18 protein-coding genes and 1 other RNA gene are annotated in these 19,542 nt (G+C 71.3%); 14 read left to right on the top strand and 5 right to left on the bottom strand.

Translation table 11 applies throughout. The features are described 5' to 3' along the window. Positions 1-3: 3 nt before the first annotated feature. Both AB0B39_RS01945 and raiA read left to right on the top strand, forming a co-directional pair. Positions 4-711 (top strand): ComF family protein, encoded by a 708-nt coding sequence (locus tag AB0B39_RS01945; protein ID WP_357493810.1) that lies wholly within the window; start codon positions 4-6, stop codon positions 709-711. A gap of 245 nt (positions 712-956) precedes the next feature. Beyond that, entirely contained in the window at positions 957-1,589 is a 633-nt protein-coding gene (gene raiA, locus AB0B39_RS01940) for a ribosome-associated translation inhibitor RaiA (RefSeq protein WP_234583100.1), read from the top strand. Between the two features lie 63 nt (positions 1,590-1,652). Here the strand turns inward: raiA and AB0B39_RS01935 are convergent, their stop codons facing one another. Together AB0B39_RS01935 and AB0B39_RS01930 are read right to left on the bottom strand one after the other, a co-directional pair. Beyond that, a complete protein-coding gene (locus tag AB0B39_RS01935; protein ID WP_357493812.1) occupies positions 1,653-2,768 on the bottom strand; it encodes a GNAT family N-acetyltransferase in 1,116 nt (371 codons plus the stop codon). Further along, positions 2,765-3,916: a GNAT family N-acetyltransferase gene (locus tag AB0B39_RS01930; RefSeq protein WP_357493814.1), complete on the bottom strand. Its 1,152-nt coding sequence runs from the start codon at positions 3,914-3,916 to the stop codon at positions 2,765-2,767. Before AB0B39_RS01930 ends, AB0B39_RS01935 begins: the two co-directional genes overlap by 4 nt. A gap of 168 nt (positions 3,917-4,084) precedes the next feature. On the opposite strand from AB0B39_RS01930, the gene secA reads away from it, so the two are divergent. Then, on the top strand, positions 4,085-7,012 hold the full coding sequence (secA, locus tag AB0B39_RS01925; protein WP_357493816.1) for a preprotein translocase subunit SecA: 2,928 nt from the start codon (positions 4,085-4,087) through the stop codon (positions 7,010-7,012). Positions 7,013-7,283: 271 nt separating this feature from the next. Here the strand turns inward: secA and AB0B39_RS01920 are convergent, their stop codons facing one another. Together AB0B39_RS01920 and AB0B39_RS01915 are read right to left on the bottom strand one after the other, a co-directional pair. Then, entirely contained in the window at positions 7,284-7,865 is a 582-nt protein-coding gene (locus AB0B39_RS01920) for an Rv3235 family protein (protein ID WP_234583096.1), read from the bottom strand. A 259-nt stretch (positions 7,866-8,124) separates the two neighbouring features. After that, positions 8,125-8,352: a helix-turn-helix domain-containing protein gene (locus AB0B39_RS01915; RefSeq protein WP_234583095.1), complete on the bottom strand. Its 228-nt coding sequence runs from the start codon at positions 8,350-8,352 to the stop codon at positions 8,125-8,127. Between the two features lie 217 nt (positions 8,353-8,569). On the opposite strand from AB0B39_RS01915, the gene AB0B39_RS01910 reads away from it, so the two are divergent. Beyond that, positions 8,570-9,079: a hypothetical protein gene (locus AB0B39_RS01910; protein WP_357493819.1), complete on the top strand. Its 510-nt coding sequence runs from the start codon at positions 8,570-8,572 to the stop codon at positions 9,077-9,079. Between the two features lie 11 nt (positions 9,080-9,090). On the opposite strand, the gene AB0B39_RS01905 is transcribed toward AB0B39_RS01910, so the two are convergent. Continuing rightward, on the bottom strand, positions 9,091-10,200 hold the full coding sequence (locus tag AB0B39_RS01905) for a hypothetical protein (protein ID WP_357573262.1): 1,110 nt from the start codon (positions 10,198-10,200) through the stop codon (positions 9,091-9,093). A gap of 443 nt (positions 10,201-10,643) precedes the next feature. Here AB0B39_RS01905 and pruA point away from each other — a divergent pair, with 443 nt between their 5' ends. The 10 genes from pruA (at position 10,644) to AB0B39_RS01855 (ending at position 19,522) form a co-directional block, all read left to right on the top strand. Continuing rightward, on the top strand, positions 10,644-12,272 hold the full coding sequence (gene pruA / locus AB0B39_RS01900; RefSeq protein WP_357493823.1) for an L-glutamate gamma-semialdehyde dehydrogenase: 1,629 nt from the start codon (positions 10,644-10,646) through the stop codon (positions 12,270-12,272). 176 nt (positions 12,273-12,448) lie between these two features. Then, positions 12,449-12,964, top strand: a complete 516-nt coding sequence (locus AB0B39_RS01895) for a PadR family transcriptional regulator (protein ID WP_007455856.1) — start codon at positions 12,449-12,451, stop codon at positions 12,962-12,964. A gap of 64 nt (positions 12,965-13,028) precedes the next feature. Next, positions 13,029-14,150, top strand: coding sequence for a peptide chain release factor 2 (gene prfB, locus AB0B39_RS01890; protein WP_234583091.1), 1,122 nt, complete (start codon positions 13,029-13,031; stop codon positions 14,148-14,150). Between the two features lie 118 nt (positions 14,151-14,268). Further along, the gene (ftsE, locus tag AB0B39_RS01885; protein ID WP_161687384.1) at positions 14,269-14,949 is read left to right on the top strand and encodes a cell division ATP-binding protein FtsE; all 681 of its coding nucleotides are present in this window, start codon (positions 14,269-14,271) and stop codon (positions 14,947-14,949) included. Between the two features lie 68 nt (positions 14,950-15,017). Continuing rightward, positions 15,018-15,893: a permease-like cell division protein FtsX gene (ftsX, locus tag AB0B39_RS01880; protein WP_234583090.1), complete on the top strand. Its 876-nt coding sequence runs from the start codon at positions 15,018-15,020 to the stop codon at positions 15,891-15,893. A 152-nt stretch (positions 15,894-16,045) separates the two neighbouring features. Next, a complete protein-coding gene (smpB, locus tag AB0B39_RS01875; protein WP_357493826.1) occupies positions 16,046-16,525 on the top strand; it encodes an SsrA-binding protein SmpB in 480 nt (159 codons plus the stop codon). A gap of 104 nt (positions 16,526-16,629) precedes the next feature. Beyond that, positions 16,630-17,005: a transfer-messenger RNA gene (ssrA, locus tag AB0B39_RS01870) on the top strand. Between the two features lie 228 nt (positions 17,006-17,233). Then, a complete protein-coding gene (locus AB0B39_RS01865) occupies positions 17,234-17,890 on the top strand; it encodes a hypothetical protein (protein ID WP_357573261.1) in 657 nt (218 codons plus the stop codon). Positions 17,891-18,041: 151 nt separating this feature from the next. Then, entirely contained in the window at positions 18,042-18,530 is a 489-nt protein-coding gene (locus tag AB0B39_RS01860) for a hypothetical protein (RefSeq protein ID WP_357573260.1), read from the top strand. Positions 18,531-18,574: 44 nt separating this feature from the next. Further along, the gene (locus tag AB0B39_RS01855) at positions 18,575-19,522 is read left to right on the top strand and encodes a hypothetical protein (protein ID WP_357493832.1); all 948 of its coding nucleotides are present in this window, start codon (positions 18,575-18,577) and stop codon (positions 19,520-19,522) included. Positions 19,523-19,542 lie beyond the last annotated feature (20 nt).

The raw sequence follows: 19,542 nt of genomic DNA, 5'->3' as shown, positions 1-19,542 counted from the left end.
GCCGTGCGCGGCCTCTGGGCGGACCTCGCCGACCTGGTCCTGCCCGCGGACTGCGCCGGCTGCCGGGAGCGTCACGCCGTCCTGCGGCAGGGCTTCTGCCCCGCCTGCGTGACGGCGCTGGGCGTGCTGCGTCCCCGGACGGTCCGCCCCACGCCCGCCCCACCGGGGCTGCCGCCCTGCGTCGCCCTCGGCCCGTACGCCGGCCCGCTGCGGGAGGCCCTGCTGGCGTACAAGGAGCACGGCCGGCACGGTCTGGCCCGCCCGTTGGGCGCGCTGCTGGCCGAGGTGGTCGTCGCGGCGGTCGGCGGAGTCCGCCCGGTGGAGTTGGTGCCCGTGCCGGACACCGCCGCGGCGGCCCGGGCCCGCTACGGTGACCACCTGGACCGGTTGGCCCGGCACTGCGCGAGCCGGCTGCGCCGGGGCGGCTGGCCGGCGCGGGTGAGCCGTCCGCTGCGCGCGCTGCCCCGCCCGGACTCGGTGACGCTGGACAGCGCGGGCCGCGCCGCGGCGGCCGAGGCGGCGTTCCGACCCCGGTCCGGCGCCTCGGACGGGCCTCGCCGGGCGGTCGGCGCCCCGGTCGTCGTGCTGCTCGACGACATCGTCACCACGGGCGTGACCCTGGCCGCGGCGACCCGGGTGCTGACCGCGAGCGGACGGCCACCCGGTGTCGCCGCGGTGCTCGCCGCGACCGAGAAAAGACACCAGTTGTAACCGACAGTGTTTCCGTTTCACCCGTTGGTGTATGAGGTGCGAAAAATCCTGGGCGGTCTTGGCAACATGGGGTGACTGCCGAGCGAACAGGAGTTAGCGTTTCGCTGTCAGGGGTAGGAGGTCGTTCCATCCCGCCCCCGGCGGTGAGAGGAGGCGTAGCCGTACTGACCGGTCGACGCCAGCGGGTCTCCCCACGGCGCGCGACCGGGAAACCGGATCGAAGACGTCCGAACAAGGGAGGTCACGTGGACATCGTGGTCAAGGGCCGCAACGTCGAAGTGCCGGACCATTACCGGGTACACGTAGCCGAGAAACTCGCAAAGGTCGAACGCTACGACCACAAGATTATCCGTATCGATGTCGAGCTGTTTCACGAGCGCAATCCGCGCCAGGCCGACCACTGCCAGCGGGTGGAGATCACCTGCGTTTCCCGGGGCCCCGTGATTCGGGCCGAGGCCTGCACGAACGATTTCTACAGCGCGCTCGACGCCGCCATCGCGAAGCTCGACACCCGGCTACGTCGTGCGGCGGACCGCCGCCGCGTACACCGTGGTCGGCACGCGCCGATCTCCGTCGCCGCCGCCACCGCCGACCTGCCGGTCACGGATCTGGTGGCCGCCCCGCTGTCCGCGCCGGGCGCTGGCGCACGCGCCGGCACCGCCGTCGCCGAGCGGGTCGAGGAGGACCACGACCAGCCGTGGCACATCGCCCGGGAGAAGGTGCACCCGGCGGAGCCGATGACGATCGACGACGCCCTGTTCCAGATGGAGCTGGTCGGCCACGACTTCTACCTGTTCCAGGACAAGGAGACGGGCCGCCCCAGCGTCGTCTACCGACGCCACGCCTACGACTACGGCATCATCTCGCTCGACACCTGAGCCGGGCCTGACCCGCGTCGAGCACGGGGTTGTGGCGGGCGACCGCCGCAACCCCGTGTCTCGTCAGCGCCTGTCAGCCGGCAGCAGGGCGAACGTCAGGTCGTCGAGGCGGGCACCCGCCAGGCCGGGCAGGCGACCGCGTTGCAGGGCCTCGCGCTGGAAGCCGACCCGCTCCAGCACGCGATGCGAGGCGGTGTTCTCCGGCACGGTGCCGGCGGTCAGGCGGGCGATACCCGCCGGGCCGAACGCCCACTGCGCGAGCAGCCGTACCGCCCGGGTGGCGTAGCCGTGCCCCCGCCAGCGTGGGAGCAGCGCGTAGCCGATCGACGCCTCACCACTTGTCACTTCGGTGTACGACAGGCCGCAACTGCCCGCCGGCTCGCCGGTGGCCACGTCGACGATCAGCAGTCGGGCGATGTCGCCGGTCAGCCATGCGCTCTCCGCCAGCCGGCAGCGCCGCTCGATCGACTCGGGCGTCGGTGGCACCGGCGGGGCCTGGTTGGCGACGACCTCGGGCCGGCTGTGCAACCCGTACATCATCTCCGCGTCGTCCGGCGCGAGGCGGCGCAGCGCCACCACCTGATCGGTGAGCATCCCGTCGGGCAGGTCGGGCAGCAGCCGGGGGGTCGGGCCGGGCGGATCGTCGGCGAGGCGTACCCAGGTCAGCAGATCGTGCCGGCCGCCGTCCCGGCGCTGCCCGGCCGACCGACGCAGGCCCTCGTACCGGAAGCCGGCGGCCAGCGCGACCCGCTGGCTGGCCGCGTTCTCCAACTCGGTGAGCAGCTCCAGCCGGAGCGTCCCGGTGCCGAAGGCGTGTTCGCTCAACGCGCGGGTCGCGGCCGTGGCCACCCCGCGCCCCCGCGCCGCCGGCCGCAGCCAGTAGCCGATCTCCGCCTGACTCCGGCCCGGTACCGGGTTGCTCAGTCCGGCCCCGCCGAGCAGCCGGTCGGTGGCCGGGTCCGCGATGGCGTACGCGGCGCCGCCGCCGGCCCAGACCGCCGGTGCGCCGGCCTCGACCCACCAGTGGGCGTCGATTTCGGTGTACGGAGACGGCATGCTGGACACGAACCGTTGGCTGAGCGGGTCGGCGCACCCCTCGACCAGGTCCGCGATGTCGCCGGCCCGAAACGGCCGGAGCCGCACCCCGTGCGCCTCGACGACCGGCACCGCCCCGGTCATGCCAGATCTCCGGCGAGCAGCGCGGCCACCCAGGCGTCGACCCGCTCACCCCGGTGCTGGACGCCGCCCCGGGCGGTCCCCTCGAACGTGAACCCCGCCTTCTCGGCGGCCCGCCGGGAGGACGTGTTGCCCACGTTCGCCTTCCATTCGATCCGGGCCAGTCCCAGCGTGGTGAAACCCCAGGCGCTCAGCGCGATCAGGGCGGCCGGCAGGTGACCCCGCCCGCGGGCCGCCGGGGCGGTCATGAAGCCCACGTCCGCGAGCAGCGGGTCGGCGGGGGAGAGCCGCAGGTCCAGAGTGCCGACGTACCTGTCGTCCGGGTCGGCGACCACGAAGCAGGCGGAGTTCCCCCGGGCCCAGGCGTCCTGGGCGTAGCCCCGGTACCCCTGGGCGTCGGAGCGGTCGTACGGGTCCGGAACCGTTGTCCACCGGATCGTCTCCGGGTCGCGGCAGGTCTGCACGATGGCGTCCAGATCGCGCTCCTCCATCGGTCGCAGCCGCAGCTCACCGGTCGCCGAGGTGGCGAACAGGGTCGGCTGTGGGCGGCCGAAGACGGCGGCCCGGCGAGCGACCAGGGTGCCGGGGCCGGCCGGCCCGGTCGATCCGGGTTCGGGCACCTCGCCGGGCAGCAGCGAGCCGATCCAGGTGTCCGCGCCGTTGTGCGGTTCCGTCTCGGCCGACCGGACCCGGCCGTCGATGCGGAACCCGGCCCGCAGGGCGACCAGCCGCGAGGCGTGGTTGCCCACCTCGGCCTGCCAGAGCAGCCGGCGCAGCCCCAGCTTCTCGAAGGACCAGCGGGCGACCGCCCGGGCGGCCCGGACGGTCACGCCCCGACCGCGCGCCCACGGTGCCGTCCAGTAGCCGATCTCACCGGTGCCGGCACGGTCGACGGAGATCAGCCCGCACGAGCCGAGCAGCTCGCCGGTGGCCGCGTCGCAGACCGCGAACGGCGCCCCGGTGCCGTCCGCCCAGGCCCGACCGCTCAGCTCCGTGACGAAACTGTGGGCATGTTCGCGAAGGTATGGGCGCGGTACGGTGGTCCAACGCTGAATGTCCCGATCCTGGCAGGCGCGGTGTACGCCGTCGGCGTCCGCCTCCCGCCAGGGTCGCAGCAGCACGCCGTCCTCGACGATCTCCACAGGCTCCACCCGTGCATCGTGCCGGAACGTTCGCCGAAGGCGTAACCGGATAACGTCCCGGGCGCATCCCGTGCGCGAATTATGTCGGGTTCGGCGAGGTGGACCGCCGCCACCAGTGACCATCGCGCCGATGGAGCGCCTACGATGGTTCGAGACTGTCTAGGGGAGCGTTGATCCGTGTCGATTCTGGAAAAGGTCCTTAATGCGGGCGAGGGCCGCATGGTGCGCCGGCTCAAGGCCATCGCCGCCGCCGTCAGCTCGATCGAGGACGACTACGTCAACCTCACCGACGAGGAACTGCGCGGCATGACCGAGCAGTTCCGGGAGCGGCTCGCCGACGGTGAGACCCTCGACGACCTGCTGCCGGAGGCGTTCGCGGTGGCCCGCGAGGCGGCCGCCCGGGTGCTCGGCCAGCGGCCGTACGACGTCCAGGTGATGGGTGGCGCCGCGCTGCACTTCGGCAACATCGCCGAGATGAAGACCGGTGAGGGCAAGACGCTGACCTCGGTCATGGCCGTCTACCTCAACGCGCTCTCCGGCGACGGCGTGCACGTGGTCACCGTCAACGACTACCTCGCCCAGCGTGACGCGGCCTGGATGGGTCGCGTGCACGAGTTCCTCGGGTTGACCGTCGGCGTGGTGCTGCCCAACCGGCCGGCCAGTGAGCACAAGGCCGCCTACGAGTGCGACATCACGTACGGCACCAACAACGAGTTCGGCTTCGACTACCTGCGCGACAACATGGCCTGGTCCAAGGACGAGCTGGTGCAGCGCGGGCACAACTTCGCGGTGGTCGACGAGGTCGACTCCATCCTGATCGACGAGGCGCGCACCCCGCTGATCATCTCCGGCCCGGCCGAGCACTCCGCCCGCTGGTACGGCGAGTTCGCCGGCGTCGTGGCCCGGCTCCAGCCCGGCACGGACGGCGAGGGCGACTACGAGGTCGACCACTCCAAGCGCACCATCGCGGTCACCGAGCGCGGCGTCGCCAAGGTCGAGGACCGGCTCGGCATCGACAACCTGTACGAGTCGGTGAACACCCCGCTGGTCGGCTACCTCAACAACGCCATCAAGGCCAAGGAGCTCTACAAGCGCGACAAGGACTACATCGTCAGCGACGGTGAGGTCCTGATCGTCGACGAGTTCACCGGTCGCATCCTGCACGGCCGTCGCTACAACGAGGGCATGCACCAGGCGATCGAGGCCAAGGAGGGGGTGGAGATCAAGCAGGAGAACCAGACCCTGGCCACCATCACCCTCCAGAACTACTTCCGCCTCTACAACAAGCTGTCCGGGATGACCGGTACGGCGCAGACCGAGGCGAGCGAGTTCAACAAGGTCTACAAGGTCGGCGTCGTGAGCATTCCGACGCACCGCCCGATGGTCCGCGAGGACCGGCCGGACGTCATCTACAAGACCGAGAAGGCCAAGTTCAACGCCGTCATCGAGGACATCGCCGAGCGGCACCAGATGGGCCAGCCGGTGCTGGTCGGCACCGTCTCGGTGGAAAACTCGGAGATCCTCTCCCAGCTGCTGCGCCGCCGGGGCATCCCGCACAACGTGCTGAACGCCAAGTTCCACGCCCGGGAGGCCGAGATCGTCGCCCAGGCCGGGCGTAAGGGCGCGGTCACCGTGGCCACCAACATGGCCGGCCGCGGCACCGACATCCTGCTCGGCGGCAACCCCGAGTTCCTCGCGGCCAACGAGCTGCGCCAGCGCGGTCTCGACCCGCTGGAGAACGAGGAGGACTACGCCAAGGCGATGGAGGAGGTCCTGCCCACCTGGAAGCAGGCCTGCGACGCCGAGGCGGACGAGGTCGCCGCCGCCGGTGGCCTGTACGTGCTGGGCACCGAGCGGCACGAGTCCCGGCGGATCGACAACCAGCTGCGCGGTCGCGCCGGCCGGCAGGGCGACCCGGGCGAGTCCCGCTTCTACCTGTCGCTGCAGGACGAGCTGATGCGACGCTTCCGGGCCGGCGCGGTCGAGGCGGTGATGGAGCGCTTCAACATCCCGGAGGACGTGCCCATCGAGTCGAAGATGGTCACCCGCCAGATCAAGAGCGCCCAGGCCCAGATCGAGGGTCAGAACGCCGAGATCCGCAAGAACGTTCTGAAGTACGACGAGGTGCTCAACAAGCAGCGCCAGGTCGTCTACGCCGAGCGGCTGCGGGTGCTCAACGGCGAGGACCTCTCCGACCAGGTCCGCAACATGATCGACGACACCGTCGAGGCGTACGTGCGGGGTGCCACCTCCGAGGGTTACGGCGAGGACTGGGATCTTGAGCAGCTCTGGTCCAGCCTCAAGCAGCTCTACCCGGTCGGCGTGACGATCGAGGAGCTGGAGGAGGAGGCCGGTGGTTCCCGGGCCGGCATGGACGCCGACTTCCTGGTCGCCCGCCTCAAGGAGGACGCGAACGCCGCGTACGACCGCCGCGAGGAGCAGCTCGGCACCGAGGGGGTGCGCCAGCTCGAGCGGATGGTGCTGCTCCAGGTGATCGACCGCAAGTGGCGCGAGCACCTCTACGAGATGGACTACCTCCAGGAGGGCATCAACCTCCGGGCGTACGCCCAGCGCGACCCGGTGGTGGAGTACCAGCGCGAGGGCTTCGACATGTTCGCCACCATGATGGAGGGCATCAAGGAGGAGACCGTCGGCTTCCTCTACAACGTGGACGTCCAGGTCACCGAGCCCGAGCCGGCAGCCGACTCGGAAGAGGTCACGCTGCTCGACAAGCCGGTGGAGATCCGGGCCAAGGGCCTCAACCGCTCGCCGCAGCGGCAGGGCCTGCAGTATTCGGCTCCGACCATCGACGGTGAAGCCAGCCCCGGCGCCGTCAGCGTCGAGCAGGAGCAGCAGCAGGCGCCGGCGCTCGGTGTGGGCCGGCCGGCCCAGGGCATGCCCGCAGCCCCCGGGCAGAGCGCACCGTCCGCCCCGCAGCGGCCGGCCTCCGGGCTGCGTGGCCCGACGCTGCCGTCCGCCGGCTCCCGACGTCCGGTCCCCAACCAGGCCGATGCCGGCAACGGCCCGTCCCGCAACGCGCCGTGCCCGTGTGGCTCGGGCCGCAAGTACAAGCGCTGCCACGGCGCCCCCAACGGCGGCAACTGACCCACAGCGCGTCCCGATGGGCCCTGGCCGACGAGGCCGGGGCCCATCGGCGTCTCCACCCGGCGCATCCCCGGGCCACGTCCCCTCCGACGCCCACGGCCGGGTGACGGCCGATCATCTCGGGTTCCTGGAAGTCGGGGCGTCGGCGCCAGGTTGATACGGCGCTTTCCTGGAAGTCGAGTCGATCAACGCAGAGCCTGGGCCTGCGGCACGCCGCGTGGCCCCCCCCGGGGGGCGGCGGTGGCGGCGTGGGCGGGCCCCTGGCGGGTTGTCAGAGGACGTGCAGGGCCGTGCACAACCAGCGGCCTCGGCGGTGTTCCAGGCGTACCGCCATGGCCCAGCTCCGGCCACCGGCACCGCTCACCACGGCAGCCGCTTCCACAGCGGCTTCCCGGGGCTCACACACCCGCAGTCGGAGCAGCCGCAGGGCCGGCCGCGTTGCGCGACGGCGAACCGGCCCGGCCCGGCCGGTCGCGCGGGCGAGTTCGGTGAGCAGTTCGACGGCCCGGCCCGGGTCGAGCAGGGGGCGCACCTGGGCCGGCGAGCGGTAGCCGTTGACCACCTCCAGGCACGTGCCGACGAAGCGGTGTGCGGCGCGGGTCGCCTCGGGGGCGCTCGCCGGTGGGAGCGGCGCACCCGGGTGGCTGGCCGGCCGGGACGGCGTCCGGCGTGGGGCCGCGCGGCGCTCCGCCGGCCGGACCGGATCCGGTCGTGTCGAGGCGAACAGGTCGAGGGCGAGTTGGCCGTGGGTCGGCCCCGGCCAGTACGTCTCGTCGGGGTACGGCGGATCGATGGGCGGGACGGGGCGCAGGCGCACAGGTGGCCGGGAGGGACCGGGTCGCCGCTCACTCATCGCTGCTCCCTTTGATCTTGCGTTTGCCTTCGTTTGCCTCCGACTGACTCGATTGTGCGCGACACAACGGCCTCGGTCAATGCCCGCGACGGTGGGCGTGCCGGCCCCTGGGAATGATCGACCCGGTGTCGCCGACGTCGCGGTGTCCCGGCAGGCCGGACAGCCCCATCCCGGGGATACGGAGTCGATCACGCGGGCCGTGAGCAGGGCGGGAGCGGGCCGGGAGCGGGGGCGGAACGTGGCGCGCGGCCACCCGGGCCTACTCCGGGTCGCGGTCGATCAGGGGGTTACCGCGTACCCAGTCGGCGGTTTCGGCGTACTTCTGCGCGATGTACTCCTCCAGCCGGGCGCGCTCGACCCGCCACTGACCGCGTCCGCCGATCTTGATCGCCGGCAGCTCCCCGCTGCGGACCATGTGGTAGACCTGCGAGTCCGACACGTTCAGCTCGGTGGCCACGTCGGAGAGCAGCAGGAACCTCGGCTCCACGGAAACTCCCGGGGTTGACGTCGTTTGCCTCAGTTTGCCATCGGCAGGGCTCACCGCCCAGCATCCACCCGGCCCGGCGGCGGACCAACCAGAGCCCGGACACACCGGCGGGAAACTTCCACCGGCCGGAGGCGGGGTGTATGACGGTCACGGCGTGCGGCATGATCTGCGCCCGTGCCGGCTGCCGCCGGCACAGGACCGAGCGGGGAGACGACCGGTGACCGACGAGCTTGTCCGGGTGTACGTGCCGGCGACCGTACCCATGCTGGCCCGCCTGCGCGAGCAGGGGCTGACCGCCGACCGGGCGCACGCGGTGACACCCGCGCTGCGCGAGTGGTACGCCGAGGGCGACGAGGAGGAGTTGGAGTACGTCGCGTTCACCCGGGCTGCCCAGGACGCGCTGCACCTGCTCAGGGCCGATCCCGCAGCGCCCCGCCGCCGCGTTGTCGTCTCGGTCGACGTGCCGCCCGCCGCGCTCGGCCGTGGCGATGGTGAGCTGGGGTCCAGCATGGTGACGTTGGCCGACACCGTGCCGGTGGGAGCCGTCGCGGCGATCCACGTGGACGGCGCGGACGCCGTCGAGGAGGTCGCCGCCGCGGCCGACGTGGTGGCCGAGGCCGCTGCCGGCGACCCCGACGCCCAGTTCACCGTCGACGGGGCCGAAGATCACGAGCTGGAGTGGTACGACGTGACTGAGCTGGACCTGCTGCTGCGCGCCACCGACTGAGCCGGCAGCGGTCAGCGGGCCGGGTCGGCCCTGGCCGGGTCGACGTCGTCGTGAGCGGTCGTGTCCGCCTCGTCGTCGGCGTCGGCGTCGGCGTTGGTCTCGTTCGCGACTGCCGGCTGCGTGGCACCGGGACCGTCGGCCACCACGGGGTCGTCGTCGGTGTGCGAAGGGCCGAGCGTGCGGCCGAACGCGATGAGCGCGGTCAGCGCCCCCACGAAGACCATCCAGATGCCGTTGTCCACCCGCGAGGTGCCCAGCGAGGTCTGGGCCACCGCGTCCGCCTCGCTGAGCGCGCTGGCGAGGTCCAGCAGTGACCGGCCGCCGATCCGGATGATCACCTCGGCGAGCAGCAGGAGCAGGCCCGGCCCGGCGCCGGCGAGCAGGTAGGCCGGCCAGCGCAGCGCGGGCGTCAGCGGATCGCGCCGCAGGGCTCGCCGCCGTGCCCAGGTGAGGTAGCCGAAGGCGAGCAGCCCGGCCAGGAGGCCGGCGATGAGCGACTCGGTGCGCGACACCCACTTGGCGGCGTCGACAAGCGACTGCTGGGTGTCGCCCGCGCCGAACAGGTCGAACAGCGGGTCCCGGGCACGACTGAACGCCACCACGAAGACCAGCGCGCCCAGCGCGGCGGTCACCACCGCACCGACCGCCGGGGCGGTTCGCGCGCCGGCGATCGCCCCGCCGATGATCGCGGCGGCCGCCGTCGTCCCGGCGATCACGTTGGTGGTCGAGGTGTCGAAGTAGGTCAGGTTGATCGCCAGCGCGGCGGCCAGCCCGACGAGCATCCCCGCGCCGATCGCACCGACGAAACGCAGGGTCGCTCCGTCGCCGTACCGGCGCGACAGCAGGTTGCCGAAGGCCAGCGCGGTCGCCGCGCCGGCCACCAGCGCCGCCGAGATCACACCGGGCAGAGCGAACGCGGAGAGGCTGATCGCGGTGATGCCCGCCGCCGCCGAGGTGATGGCCTCCCGGGTCGACCAGAGCATGGCGGCCAGCCAGCCGAGCGCCAGCAGCGCGAGCACTGCCGCGCCGGGCGCGGACACCGGTCGGCCGCCGGGGGTGGCCGCGTCGACCGCCGGCTGGTCCGACTCCGCGGCTGGGACGCGGCCGGGCTGCTTGGTCATCGTCTCCCCTTCGAGGCGCCAGGTCACCGACCATTCAGGGTACGCGGGCCGCCGCGACCCCCTCTGAACGAGCCACACCTCATGGGTACGCGCCAGCGACGTACCCCCGAAGGAACCGCAACGGGCCCACGGTCCGCGACCAACGTCGGGGCTGGGGCGAGCGTCCCCGGCGCAGGGATCAAGCCTGACCGCCCGGAGCCGGGGACGCTCGCCCCAGCCCCACCACGACGCCCGATATGGCACGACGCCCAGTAAGGAGAGAAAGGGCAGCCGGTCCTGAGCAACCGGGAGGTGGTGGAGGCGAGTCGAGCACCCCCGCATGAAACAATCGTGGGAGGTCCCGCCGCTGCTCGGCCCTCCCGCGCGGCGTCCGGTGTCCGGCCGTCCGGTCGGTGCCCGCGGGTCCGGTTTCGCCACCGCTGTCGAGATCGCCAGGAGCCTTGATGGATGCCGTGTTCTCCGTTCCCGAGCCGCGCAACGAGCCGGTTCGCAACTACGAGCCGGGCAGCGGAGACCGGGACCGGCTCCAGCGGCGGCTGACCGAGCTGGCCGCCGAGCGCATCGACCTGCCGATGACCATCGGCGGGGAGCAGCGGATGGCGGCCGGCGACCCGATCAACGTGGTGCAGCCGCACAAGCACGCCCACGTGCTCGGCGTGACCGCGCACGCCACCCACGACGACGCCCGCGCCGCGATCAAGGCGGCCAAGGACGCCGCGCCGATGTGGCGGGCGCTGCCGTTCGAGGAGCGCGCCGCGATCTTCCTGCGCGCCGCCGAGCTGCTCGCCGGCCCGTGGCGCGACACTCTCAACGCCGCGACCATGCTCGGCCAGTCGAAGACCGCGATCCAGGCGGAGATCGACGCGGCGTGCGAGTTCATCGACTTCCTGCGGTTCAACGTGCACTTCGCCCGCCGCCTGCTCGAGGAGCAGCCGGCGTCCTCGCCGGGCGTCTGGAACCGCTTCGACCACCGCCCGCTGGAGGGCTTCGTCTACGCGGTCACCCCGTTCAACTTCACTGCCATCGCCGGCAACCTGCCGTCCGCGCCGGCGCTGCTGGGCAACACGGTGATCTGGAAGCCGGGCCCCACGCAGCAGTTCGCGGCGCACTTCACCATGCGGCTGTTCGAGGCCGCCGGCCTGCCGCCCGGCGTGATCAACATGGTCACCGGCCGGGGCGAGGAGGTCTCCGACGTCGTGCTCGCCGACCCGGATCTGGCGGGTATCCACTTCACCGGTTCGACAAAGGTCTTCCAGCAGTTGTGGCGGACCGTCGGCGACAACATCTCCCGCTACCGGGGCTACCCGCGGCTGGTCGGCGAGACCGGTGGCAAGGACTTCGTGGTCGCGCACACCAGCGCCGACGTGGACGCGCTGCACACCGCGCTGATCCGTGGCGCGTACGAGTACCAGGGCCAGAAGTGCTCGGCGGCCTCCCGGGCGTACGTGCCGCGCTCGCTCTGGGAGGGGGGCCTGCGGGACCGCCTGGCCGCCACCGCCGACTCGTTGACCTACGGCGACGTGGCCGACTTCGGCAACTTCGGTGGCGCGGTGATCGACGACAAGGCGTTCGCCCGGCACACCGCGGCGCTGGAGCTGATCGGCGGTGACGACAGCTGCCGGGTGCTCGCCGGCGGCACGGCCGACGACTCGGTCGGATACTTCGTCCGGCCGACGCTCTTCGAGTGCTCCGACGCCGCGCACGAGACGTTCACCACCGAGTACTTCGGGCCGATCCTGGGCGTGCACGTGTTCGACGACGCGCGCTTCGACGAGGTGGTCACGCAGGCCGAGTCGATCGCCCCGTACGCGCTGACGGGGTCGGTGTTCGCCACCGACCGCCGGGTGATCGACGCGGTCGGCGAGCGCATGCGGTACGCGGCCGGCAACTTCTACATCAACGACAAGCCGACCGGCGCGGTGGTCGGGCAGCAGCCGTTCGGCGGCGCCCGGGCCAGCGGCACCAACGACAAGGCGGGCTCCTGGCTCAACCTGGTTCGCTGGGTGTCGCCGCGGACGATCAAGGAGACCTTCGTGCCGCCGACCGACCACACGTACCCCCACATGGGCTGACCTGCGGCGACCCGCCGGCGGCGTGCGCAGCGCCGCCGGCGGTCGGCCGAGGGGCCGCAACCCATCGATAGTCCTCAACGGACAGTCTGCCGCCGACAGTGCACTTAGGAAGTCCTGTTGGGTGGCAAACTGCCAAATCCTGGACGCCGGCAGCGCAAAGTGGCAGCGTAACGGGCATGGCGGAATCCGGAGTCAACCCCACGGCGGCGGCCCTGCTCGGGCTGCTCCACGAGGGTCCCATGACAGGCGGCCAGTTGATGGCCGCCGCAGAGCGCCGGCTGGCGCCGTACTGGTCGATGACCCGCAGTCAGGTCTACCGCGAGTTGCCGGTGCTGGCCGAGCGGGGTTACGTGCGGCTCGGCAAGCCGGGCCCACGAATGAGTCAGCCGTACGCGCTCACCGCCAGCGGGAAACGGACGTTTTCCCGCTGGCTGGCGGAGAACCCGGGGCGGGACACCATCCGCAACCCGATCGCGCTCCGGATGGCCTTCGGCAACCTGCACTCGTCCAGCCAGCTCAAGAGCCTGTACGCCTCGGCCAACGAATACCACACCGAGGCCCTCGCCCAGGTACGCGAACAGGTCAAGAACGCCAAACGGGACGGCGAGACGTACGACGCCAGCGCGCTGGAGTTCGCCGTCGCCTACCACCGGGCGGCCCTGTCGTGGCTGAAGTCCGCCCCCGTCGGGTGATCTCCTGCGGCTTCGCCCACCGGGAACGAGCTGAGCGGCCAGCGGCACAGTACGCTTGCTTGTCGTGACCGCTGCCGATTACGCCGAACAGCTCAAGGAACTCGACGCGACCCTGCGCAACATCGAGGCCGTCCTCAATCTGGACCGGCTGCACGAGGACAAGGCCCGCCTGGAGCAGGAGGCGTCCGCCCCCGACCTGTGGGACGACCAGGCCAAGGCGCAGCAGGTGACCTCTCAGCTGTCGTACGTCAACGGCGAGATCAGCAAGCTGGGCAGTCTGCGCTCCCAGCTCGACGACGCCCGGGTGCTGCTGGAGTTGGCCGAGGCCGAGTCCGACCCCGGCGTGCTGACCGAGGTCGAGGCGGAGATCACCGGCCTGACCAAATCCATCCAGGAGATGGAGGTCCGCACCCTGCTCTCCGGCGAGTACGACTCCCGGGAGGCGCTGGTCGCCATCCGGGCCGGCGCCGGTGGCGTGGACGCGGCGGACTTCGCCGAGATGCTGCTGCGGATGTACCTGCGCTGGGCCGAGCGGCACGGCTACCCGACCGAGGTCTACGAGACCTCGTACGCCGAGGAGGCGGGCCTGAAGTCGGCCACCTTCGCGGTCAAGGTGCCCTACGCGTACGGCACCCTCAGTGTCGAGTCGGGCACCCACCGGCTGGTCCGGATCAGTCCGTTCGACAACCAGGGCCGCCGGCAGACCAGCTTCGCGGGCGTGGAGGTGCTGCCGGTGACCGAGCAGACCGACCACATCGACATCCCGGAGAACGAGGTACGCGTCGACGTCTACCGTTCCTCCGGCCCCGGTGGGCAGAGCGTCAACACCACCGACTCGGCGGTCCGGCTCACCCACATCCCGACCGGCATCGTGGTGACCTGCCAGAACGAGAAGTCCCAGCTGCAGAACAAGGCCTCCGCGCTGCGGGTGCTCCAGGCCCGGCTGCTGGAGCGCAAGCGCCAGGAGGAGCAGGCCAAGCTGGAGGGCCTGAAGGAGAACGCGGCCGGGTCGTGGGGCGACCAGATGCGCTCCTACGTCCTGCACCCGTATCAGATGGTGAAGGATCTCCGAACCGAGCAGGAGACCGGCAATCCGAGCGCTGTCTTCGACGGCGAGTTGGACGGTTTCATCGAAGCTGGTATCCGTTGGCGTAAGCAGCGGCAGCTCGCCGGCGACGGTGCGTGACGGCTCGCGGGCGGAGCGCTTCGTCGATCTCCAGGTGAAGGCCTGATTCGACGACGCGCGCCGCTTCTGTGGGGCGTGGGGCTTGGCTCAGTTGTTACACCGCGTAGACTCACCACCCGTGATTCAGCTTGAGCAAGTGACGAAGACGTACCCGAAGGCGTCCCGGCCTTCGCTCGACAACGTGTCCGTCTCGATCGAGAAGGGCGAGTTCGTCTTCTTCATCGGTCCATCCGGCTCCGGCAAGTCCACAATCATCAAGATGCTGCTGCACGAGGTCACCCCCAACAAGGGGCGGGTCGTCGTCAACAGCAAGGACGTCACGTCGATGCGCTCCTGGAAGCGACCCCACTTCCGGCGTTCGATCGGCTGCGTCTTCCAGGACTTCCGGCTGCTGCCGAACCGCACCGCGTACGAGAACGTGGCGTTCGCCCTTGAGGTGATCGGCAAGACCAAGGCGGTTGCCCGCCGGGTCGTGCCGGAGGTGCTGGAGCTGGTCGGGCTCGGTGGCAAGGAGCATCGCTACCCGCACGAGCTCTCCGGTGGTGAGCAGCAGCGGGTCGCCGTCGCCCGGGCGTTCGTGAACCGTCCGCTGATCCTGCTGGCGGACGAGCCCACCGGAAACCTGGACCCGGACACCTCGATCGAGATCATGCGCCTCCTGGACCGGATCAACCGCACCGGCACGACCGTCGTGATGGTCACCCACGACTCCAACATCGTGAACCAGATGCGTCGCCGCGTCATCGAGATCGAGAGCGGTCGCATCGTGCGTGACCAGGCCCGCGGCGTCTACGGGTGAGCCGGCGCTCCACCCCTCTCGCAGCCTGACGACGAACACCTCATGCCGGAGACCCGGAGGAAATCCCGATGCGCGTGAAATACGTCCTGTCCGAGGTACTGGTCGGACTGTGGCGCAACGTGACCATGACCATCGCGATGATCATCACGATGGCGGTCTCGCTGACCATGCTTGGCGCCAGCGGTCTCATGTACCGCCAGGTTGACGACATGAAGGACCTCTACTACAAGAACATCGAGGTCTCGATCTTCCTGAGTCAGGAGGTGAGCGAGCAACAGCGCACCGACCTGGACGGCAAGCTGAAGAACGACCCCCTGGTCAAGGAGGTCATCTACGTCAACAAGGACGAGGCGTACAAGAAGTTCCAGGAGATGTACCAGGACGCGCCGGACCTGGTCAACGCGGTCAAGCCGGACCAGCTGCCGGAGTCGTTCCGGCTCAAGCTGAAGAACCCGGAGCAGTACAAGAACATCTACGACCAGTACAAGGACACCGAGGGTGTCGACGAGATCGTCGACCAGAGTCGACTGCTGGACAAGATCTTCGACGTCCTCACCGCGATCCAGAACATCGCCCTGGCCGCCGCGATCGTGATGGCCATCGCCGCACTGCTCCTGGTGGCCAACACCATCCAGGTCGCCGCGTACAGCAAGCGGCGTGAGGTGGCGGTCATGAAGCTGGTCGGCGCGTCCAACTGGTTCATCCAGGCGCCGTTCGTGCTGGAGGCCGTGGTGGCCGGCCTGATCGGCTCACTGCTCGGCCTGGTGGCCCTCGTCGCGGCGAAGTATCTGCTCTTCGACGGGTCACTCAAGGCGTTGCAGGGCCTGCTGTCGCCGATCAGCTGGGGCGACATCCTGTTCATCTTCCCGCTGATGGCCGGCGTCGGTGGCCTCGTCAGCGCCGCCACCGCCTGGATCACCCTGCGCTTCTACCTGCGGGTCTAGGCAGCGTACGGGTCGTCCCGTCGTCACTCGGGGACCCTCCCGCAGCCGGAAATAAACGGCGCGGGAGGGTCCTTGTCATTCGGGTAGCATGATCGGTTGTCCGGCCGGGGGGAGCTCGGTGACGGACGTTTCCGGGAGAGGGGGTGGCGCCGATGCCACGGGAAAAGGGGCGCAAGGTGGTCGCCTCCAACAAGAAGGCACGCCACGACTACTCGATCCTCGACACGTACGAGGCGGGCATGGCGCTGACCGGCACCGAGGTCAAGTCGCTGCGGGCCGGGCGGGCGTCGCTCGTCGACGCGTTCGCGCAGGAACGTGACGGCGAGTTGTATCTGCACTCGATGCACATTCCGGAGTACACCCAGGGCACGTGGACCAATCACGAGCCCCGGCGTACGCGCAAGCTGCTGCTCAACCGGGGCGAGATCGACAAGCTGCTCGGCAAGACCCGCGAGGGCGGTTACACGATCGTCCCGTTGCAGGTCTACTTCTCGGACGGCTGGGCCAAGGTCGAGATCGCCCTGGCCAAGGGCAAGAAGTCGTACGACAAGCGTCAGGACCTCGCCAAGCGCGACGCGGACCGGGAGATCGCCCGGGTGTCCGGTCGACGTGGCAAGGGGATGGACGACTGATTCATCCTGTTTGTCCGGGTCGGTGGGTCGGCCCGGGGCTCGGGATGAAAGCTGTTGCGCCAGGCGTTAGTCTTGTCAGTGCCGCCACATCGGCGGCCTGTCGAGGGGGTGACTGGTTTCGACTTCGTACGCAGCGACAGGGGAAGCGAGCCGAGGAAGCCGACGTCGTCTCGAGAATCGGTCGTCGGAACTTTATAAGCGCCAATAACAATCGCGCTGACTTCGCTCTCGCCGCCTGAGGCGAGTAGCTAAGTCTGTCGGTCTGGGAACGCCTTCGTCCCAGTAGCCGGCATCAGCTAGGAGGCTGGCCAATCGGACCCGGTCGCGGGGTCCGTGCGGCGAGATCAATCAGCGACTGGGCCCGTCACACCAACTTGCTCGCGTGAGCGGTGGGGCCGAGTAGAGGCACAGCGAGCTGCGCTCGGAGAAGCCCTGACAAACCGGCGAAGGACCCGGGTTCGATTCCCGGCACCTCCACCACCTCGAAGCGATGCGCCCCGGCCCACCGGCCGGGGCGCATCGTCGTATCCGCCGACGCCACCGAGCGAGGCAGGGCGAGTGATCCACTCCACCTCGCCGATGTGGCGGTATCCGACGGTCCTGACACGCCCACATCCGCGACCTGGAGTGGATCACCGGGGGCGGCGGACCGCACCGACACCGACGCCCGGGCACCGCGGGCGGGGCGCCGCCGCCTACGCTGCCGCTGTGACGAACCAGCAGCTGCGCCTGTCGGTCGGCGCGTCGGCCGGCCAGCGCACCGTCGCGGTGGTGACCGGGGTCCTCGTCGCGGCGATCGGCGCGGCGTTCGTGCTGGTGCCCCTGCTCGCCGGCGGGCTGCTGCGCCGCCTCACCGGCCCGGGAGACGGGTTCGCTTCCTACGAGGAGGCCCGCGACCTGCCGCCCGGGATGCTGCCGCCCGCGCTGCGGGAGTCCACGAGCGGCTCGGGAGGGGCCGGACCGTTCCTCGGGCTGTGCGGGCTGCCGTTCGTCCTGCTCGGCGTCTACCTGGTGCTGCGGGTGCTGCGTACGGCCGCGTGGCTGGACGGCAGCCGGGTGCGGGTGCGGGGCGCCATCCGCAGTCGTACCGTCGATCTCGCCATCGCCCACGTCGACTCCCGTCCCGCCGGGCAGTTGGGGGCCGACCCGTCGGCTCGTGCGGGTCGATCGCCGGGGATCGTCGTCACCGATCGGGCCAGTGGGCATCGCGTCACCATCCCGCTGCAGGGGATGGGCCTGCCCGTCCTGCCGCCGTCCGAGCTGCGCGCGCTCGCCGACGCGTTCGCGGCGAGCCGACCCGGCGCGGAGCCCAGCGACGAGGCCCGCGCCGTCGCCGCCGACCTGCGTCGTCTGGCGAGCGCCTGAGCGGCCCGCTGACGGCGGTGCCCGGCGTGCGGGTGAGGCGCAGGCCAACAGCTGTTACCAGTGGGACGGATGAGCAGCAGACGCCTCTGGACAGGGCGAACGGGCGGGTTCACCATCACGGTATGGGATAGCAGCCCGCGCGGGAGGTGCCATGGTCACCGGTGGAATCCAGCAGCCGTCAGTCACCGCGCGGCCGTCCGCCGCCCGCACGTATCCGGCCGGGCTCCCCGGTGAGCCGGGGCCCGCCGGGCTCGCCGGCGACCTGCACGCCCTGGCCCGTGCCGTGGCGGTCGCCACGACCGAGCCGAGCTGGCGCGAGACCGTGCTGCTTCGCCTGCGCCCGGTCGGGCAGGGCTTCGCCGAGCACGTCCGGGTCACCGAAGGGCCGGCCGGGCTCTATCGGGAGCTGCTCACCCACTCGCCCCGCCTCGACCACGGCATCCGGCTGCTGACCCGGGAGCACGGCGCGATAGTCGCCGCGATCCTGGCCGTGCAGCGGGTCGCCGAGCGGTCCGAGGCCGGCCCGGACGAACTGCGCCGCCGGACGGGGCACCTGCTGCGGACCCTCGCGCGGCACCGGCGCCGAGGTGCCAATCTGCTCTGGCAGGCGTACCAGACGGATCTGGGCGGCGAGACCTGAGCCGAGGCGGGAACCCACCTGGCGGCGGTCCCGTCGAACCTGGCATGCGTCGACCGGTTCTGCTGCTCGTACTTCCGCTGCTGTCCATGGTGGGCTGCGCCGCGACCGGCGCGACGCCCGCCGCCGGGCCCACCACGACGGCGCACAGCGCCTTCGACCAGCGGGCCAGCGCGGTCGCCGCGGCGTGGCGGCCCGGCCCCGGCTGGCGTGACGGCTACGTCCCCCTGCAGGGGCCGACGGTGCTCACCGGCGACCCGCGCTTCACGCCCGACACCGAGACGGCCTTCCGGGCCGGCTGGTACCGCGCCCAGGTCGCCATCCCACCCACCCGCGTCGGTGCCGAGATCCGGTTCCCGGACGGGCGGTTGACCCTGCCGCTGGTCAGCGCGGCCGAGGCGTACCGGCAGCTCGACCGGGGCGACCCGCTGCCCTGCCCCGGACGGCCGAAGCGGCCCGGCCTGCCGACTCCCGGCGGTCCCACAGTCGAACCCGGACCGGACGGCTGGGCGACCAGCACGACGGAGACGGCCTGCCTTCCGCTGACCGTCACCGGGGTGACCCTCGGTGCCGTCCCGGTCCGCACGAGTCGCGGGGAGGCGCAGGTGCCGGCCTGGCTGTTCACGGTGGAGGAGCTGGCCACCCCGGTCGCCCAGCTCGCCGTCGCGCCGACGGCCGTCACGCCCGTCCCCTCGGCGCCCACGCCGACCCAGCCCCTGCCGGAGGGTCTGGTGGCCGCCCAGGACATGGTGGCGGTGGACGGCGCTCGGTTGACCGTCCGGCTCGGCGTCGGCGCCTGCGACACCGACATCACCCCGGTGGTGTCGGAACGGCCGGACGTGGTCGTGGTCGGCGGCGCCGTCACCCGGGCCACCGGCGTGTGCACCGACGTGCTCAAGCTGGAGCCGGTCACCGTCACCCTGACCGCCCCGCTGGGGGCGCGGCCGGTGCTGGACGTCTTCACCGGCGCCCCGCTGACGATCGCCGCCCGGTGACGGGCCGCTGACCGCCCGCG

This window comes from Micromonospora sp. NPDC049114, from assembly GCF_040648635.1.
GTDB lineage: Bacteria > Actinomycetota > Actinomycetes > Mycobacteriales > Micromonosporaceae > Micromonospora.
Note: the sequence above shows the minus strand (reverse complement) of the source record. Positions and strands in the feature narration are given on the sequence as shown.

Bases quoted from the DNA above. Each gene is read 5' to 3' on its own strand.
- pruA (WP_357493823.1), top strand. From the start codon at position 10,644: ATGGATGCCGTGTTCTCCGTTCCCGAGCCGCGCAACGAGCCGGTTCGC.
- AB0B39_RS01920 (WP_234583096.1), bottom strand. From the start codon at position 7,865: ATGAGTGAGCGGCGACCCGGTCCCTCCCGGCCACCTGTGCGCCTGCGC.
- smpB (WP_357493826.1), top strand. From the start codon at position 16,046: ATGCCACGGGAAAAGGGGCGCAAGGTGGTCGCCTCCAACAAGAAGGCA.
- AB0B39_RS01855 (WP_357493832.1), top strand. From the start codon at position 18,575: ATGCGTCGACCGGTTCTGCTGCTCGTACTTCCGCTGCTGTCCATGGTG.
- AB0B39_RS01860 (WP_357573260.1), top strand. From the start codon at position 18,042: ATGGTCACCGGTGGAATCCAGCAGCCGTCAGTCACCGCGCGGCCGTCC.
- AB0B39_RS01935 (WP_357493812.1), bottom strand. From the start codon at position 2,768: ATGACCGGGGCGGTGCCGGTCGTCGAGGCGCACGGGGTGCGGCTCCGG.
- ftsX (WP_234583090.1), top strand. From the start codon at position 15,018: ATGCGCGTGAAATACGTCCTGTCCGAGGTACTGGTCGGACTGTGGCGC.
- AB0B39_RS01895 (WP_007455856.1), top strand. From the start codon at position 12,449: ATGGCGGAATCCGGAGTCAACCCCACGGCGGCGGCCCTGCTCGGGCTG.
- AB0B39_RS01905 (WP_357573262.1), bottom strand. From the start codon at position 10,200: ATGACCAAGCAGCCCGGCCGCGTCCCAGCCGCGGAGTCGGACCAGCCG.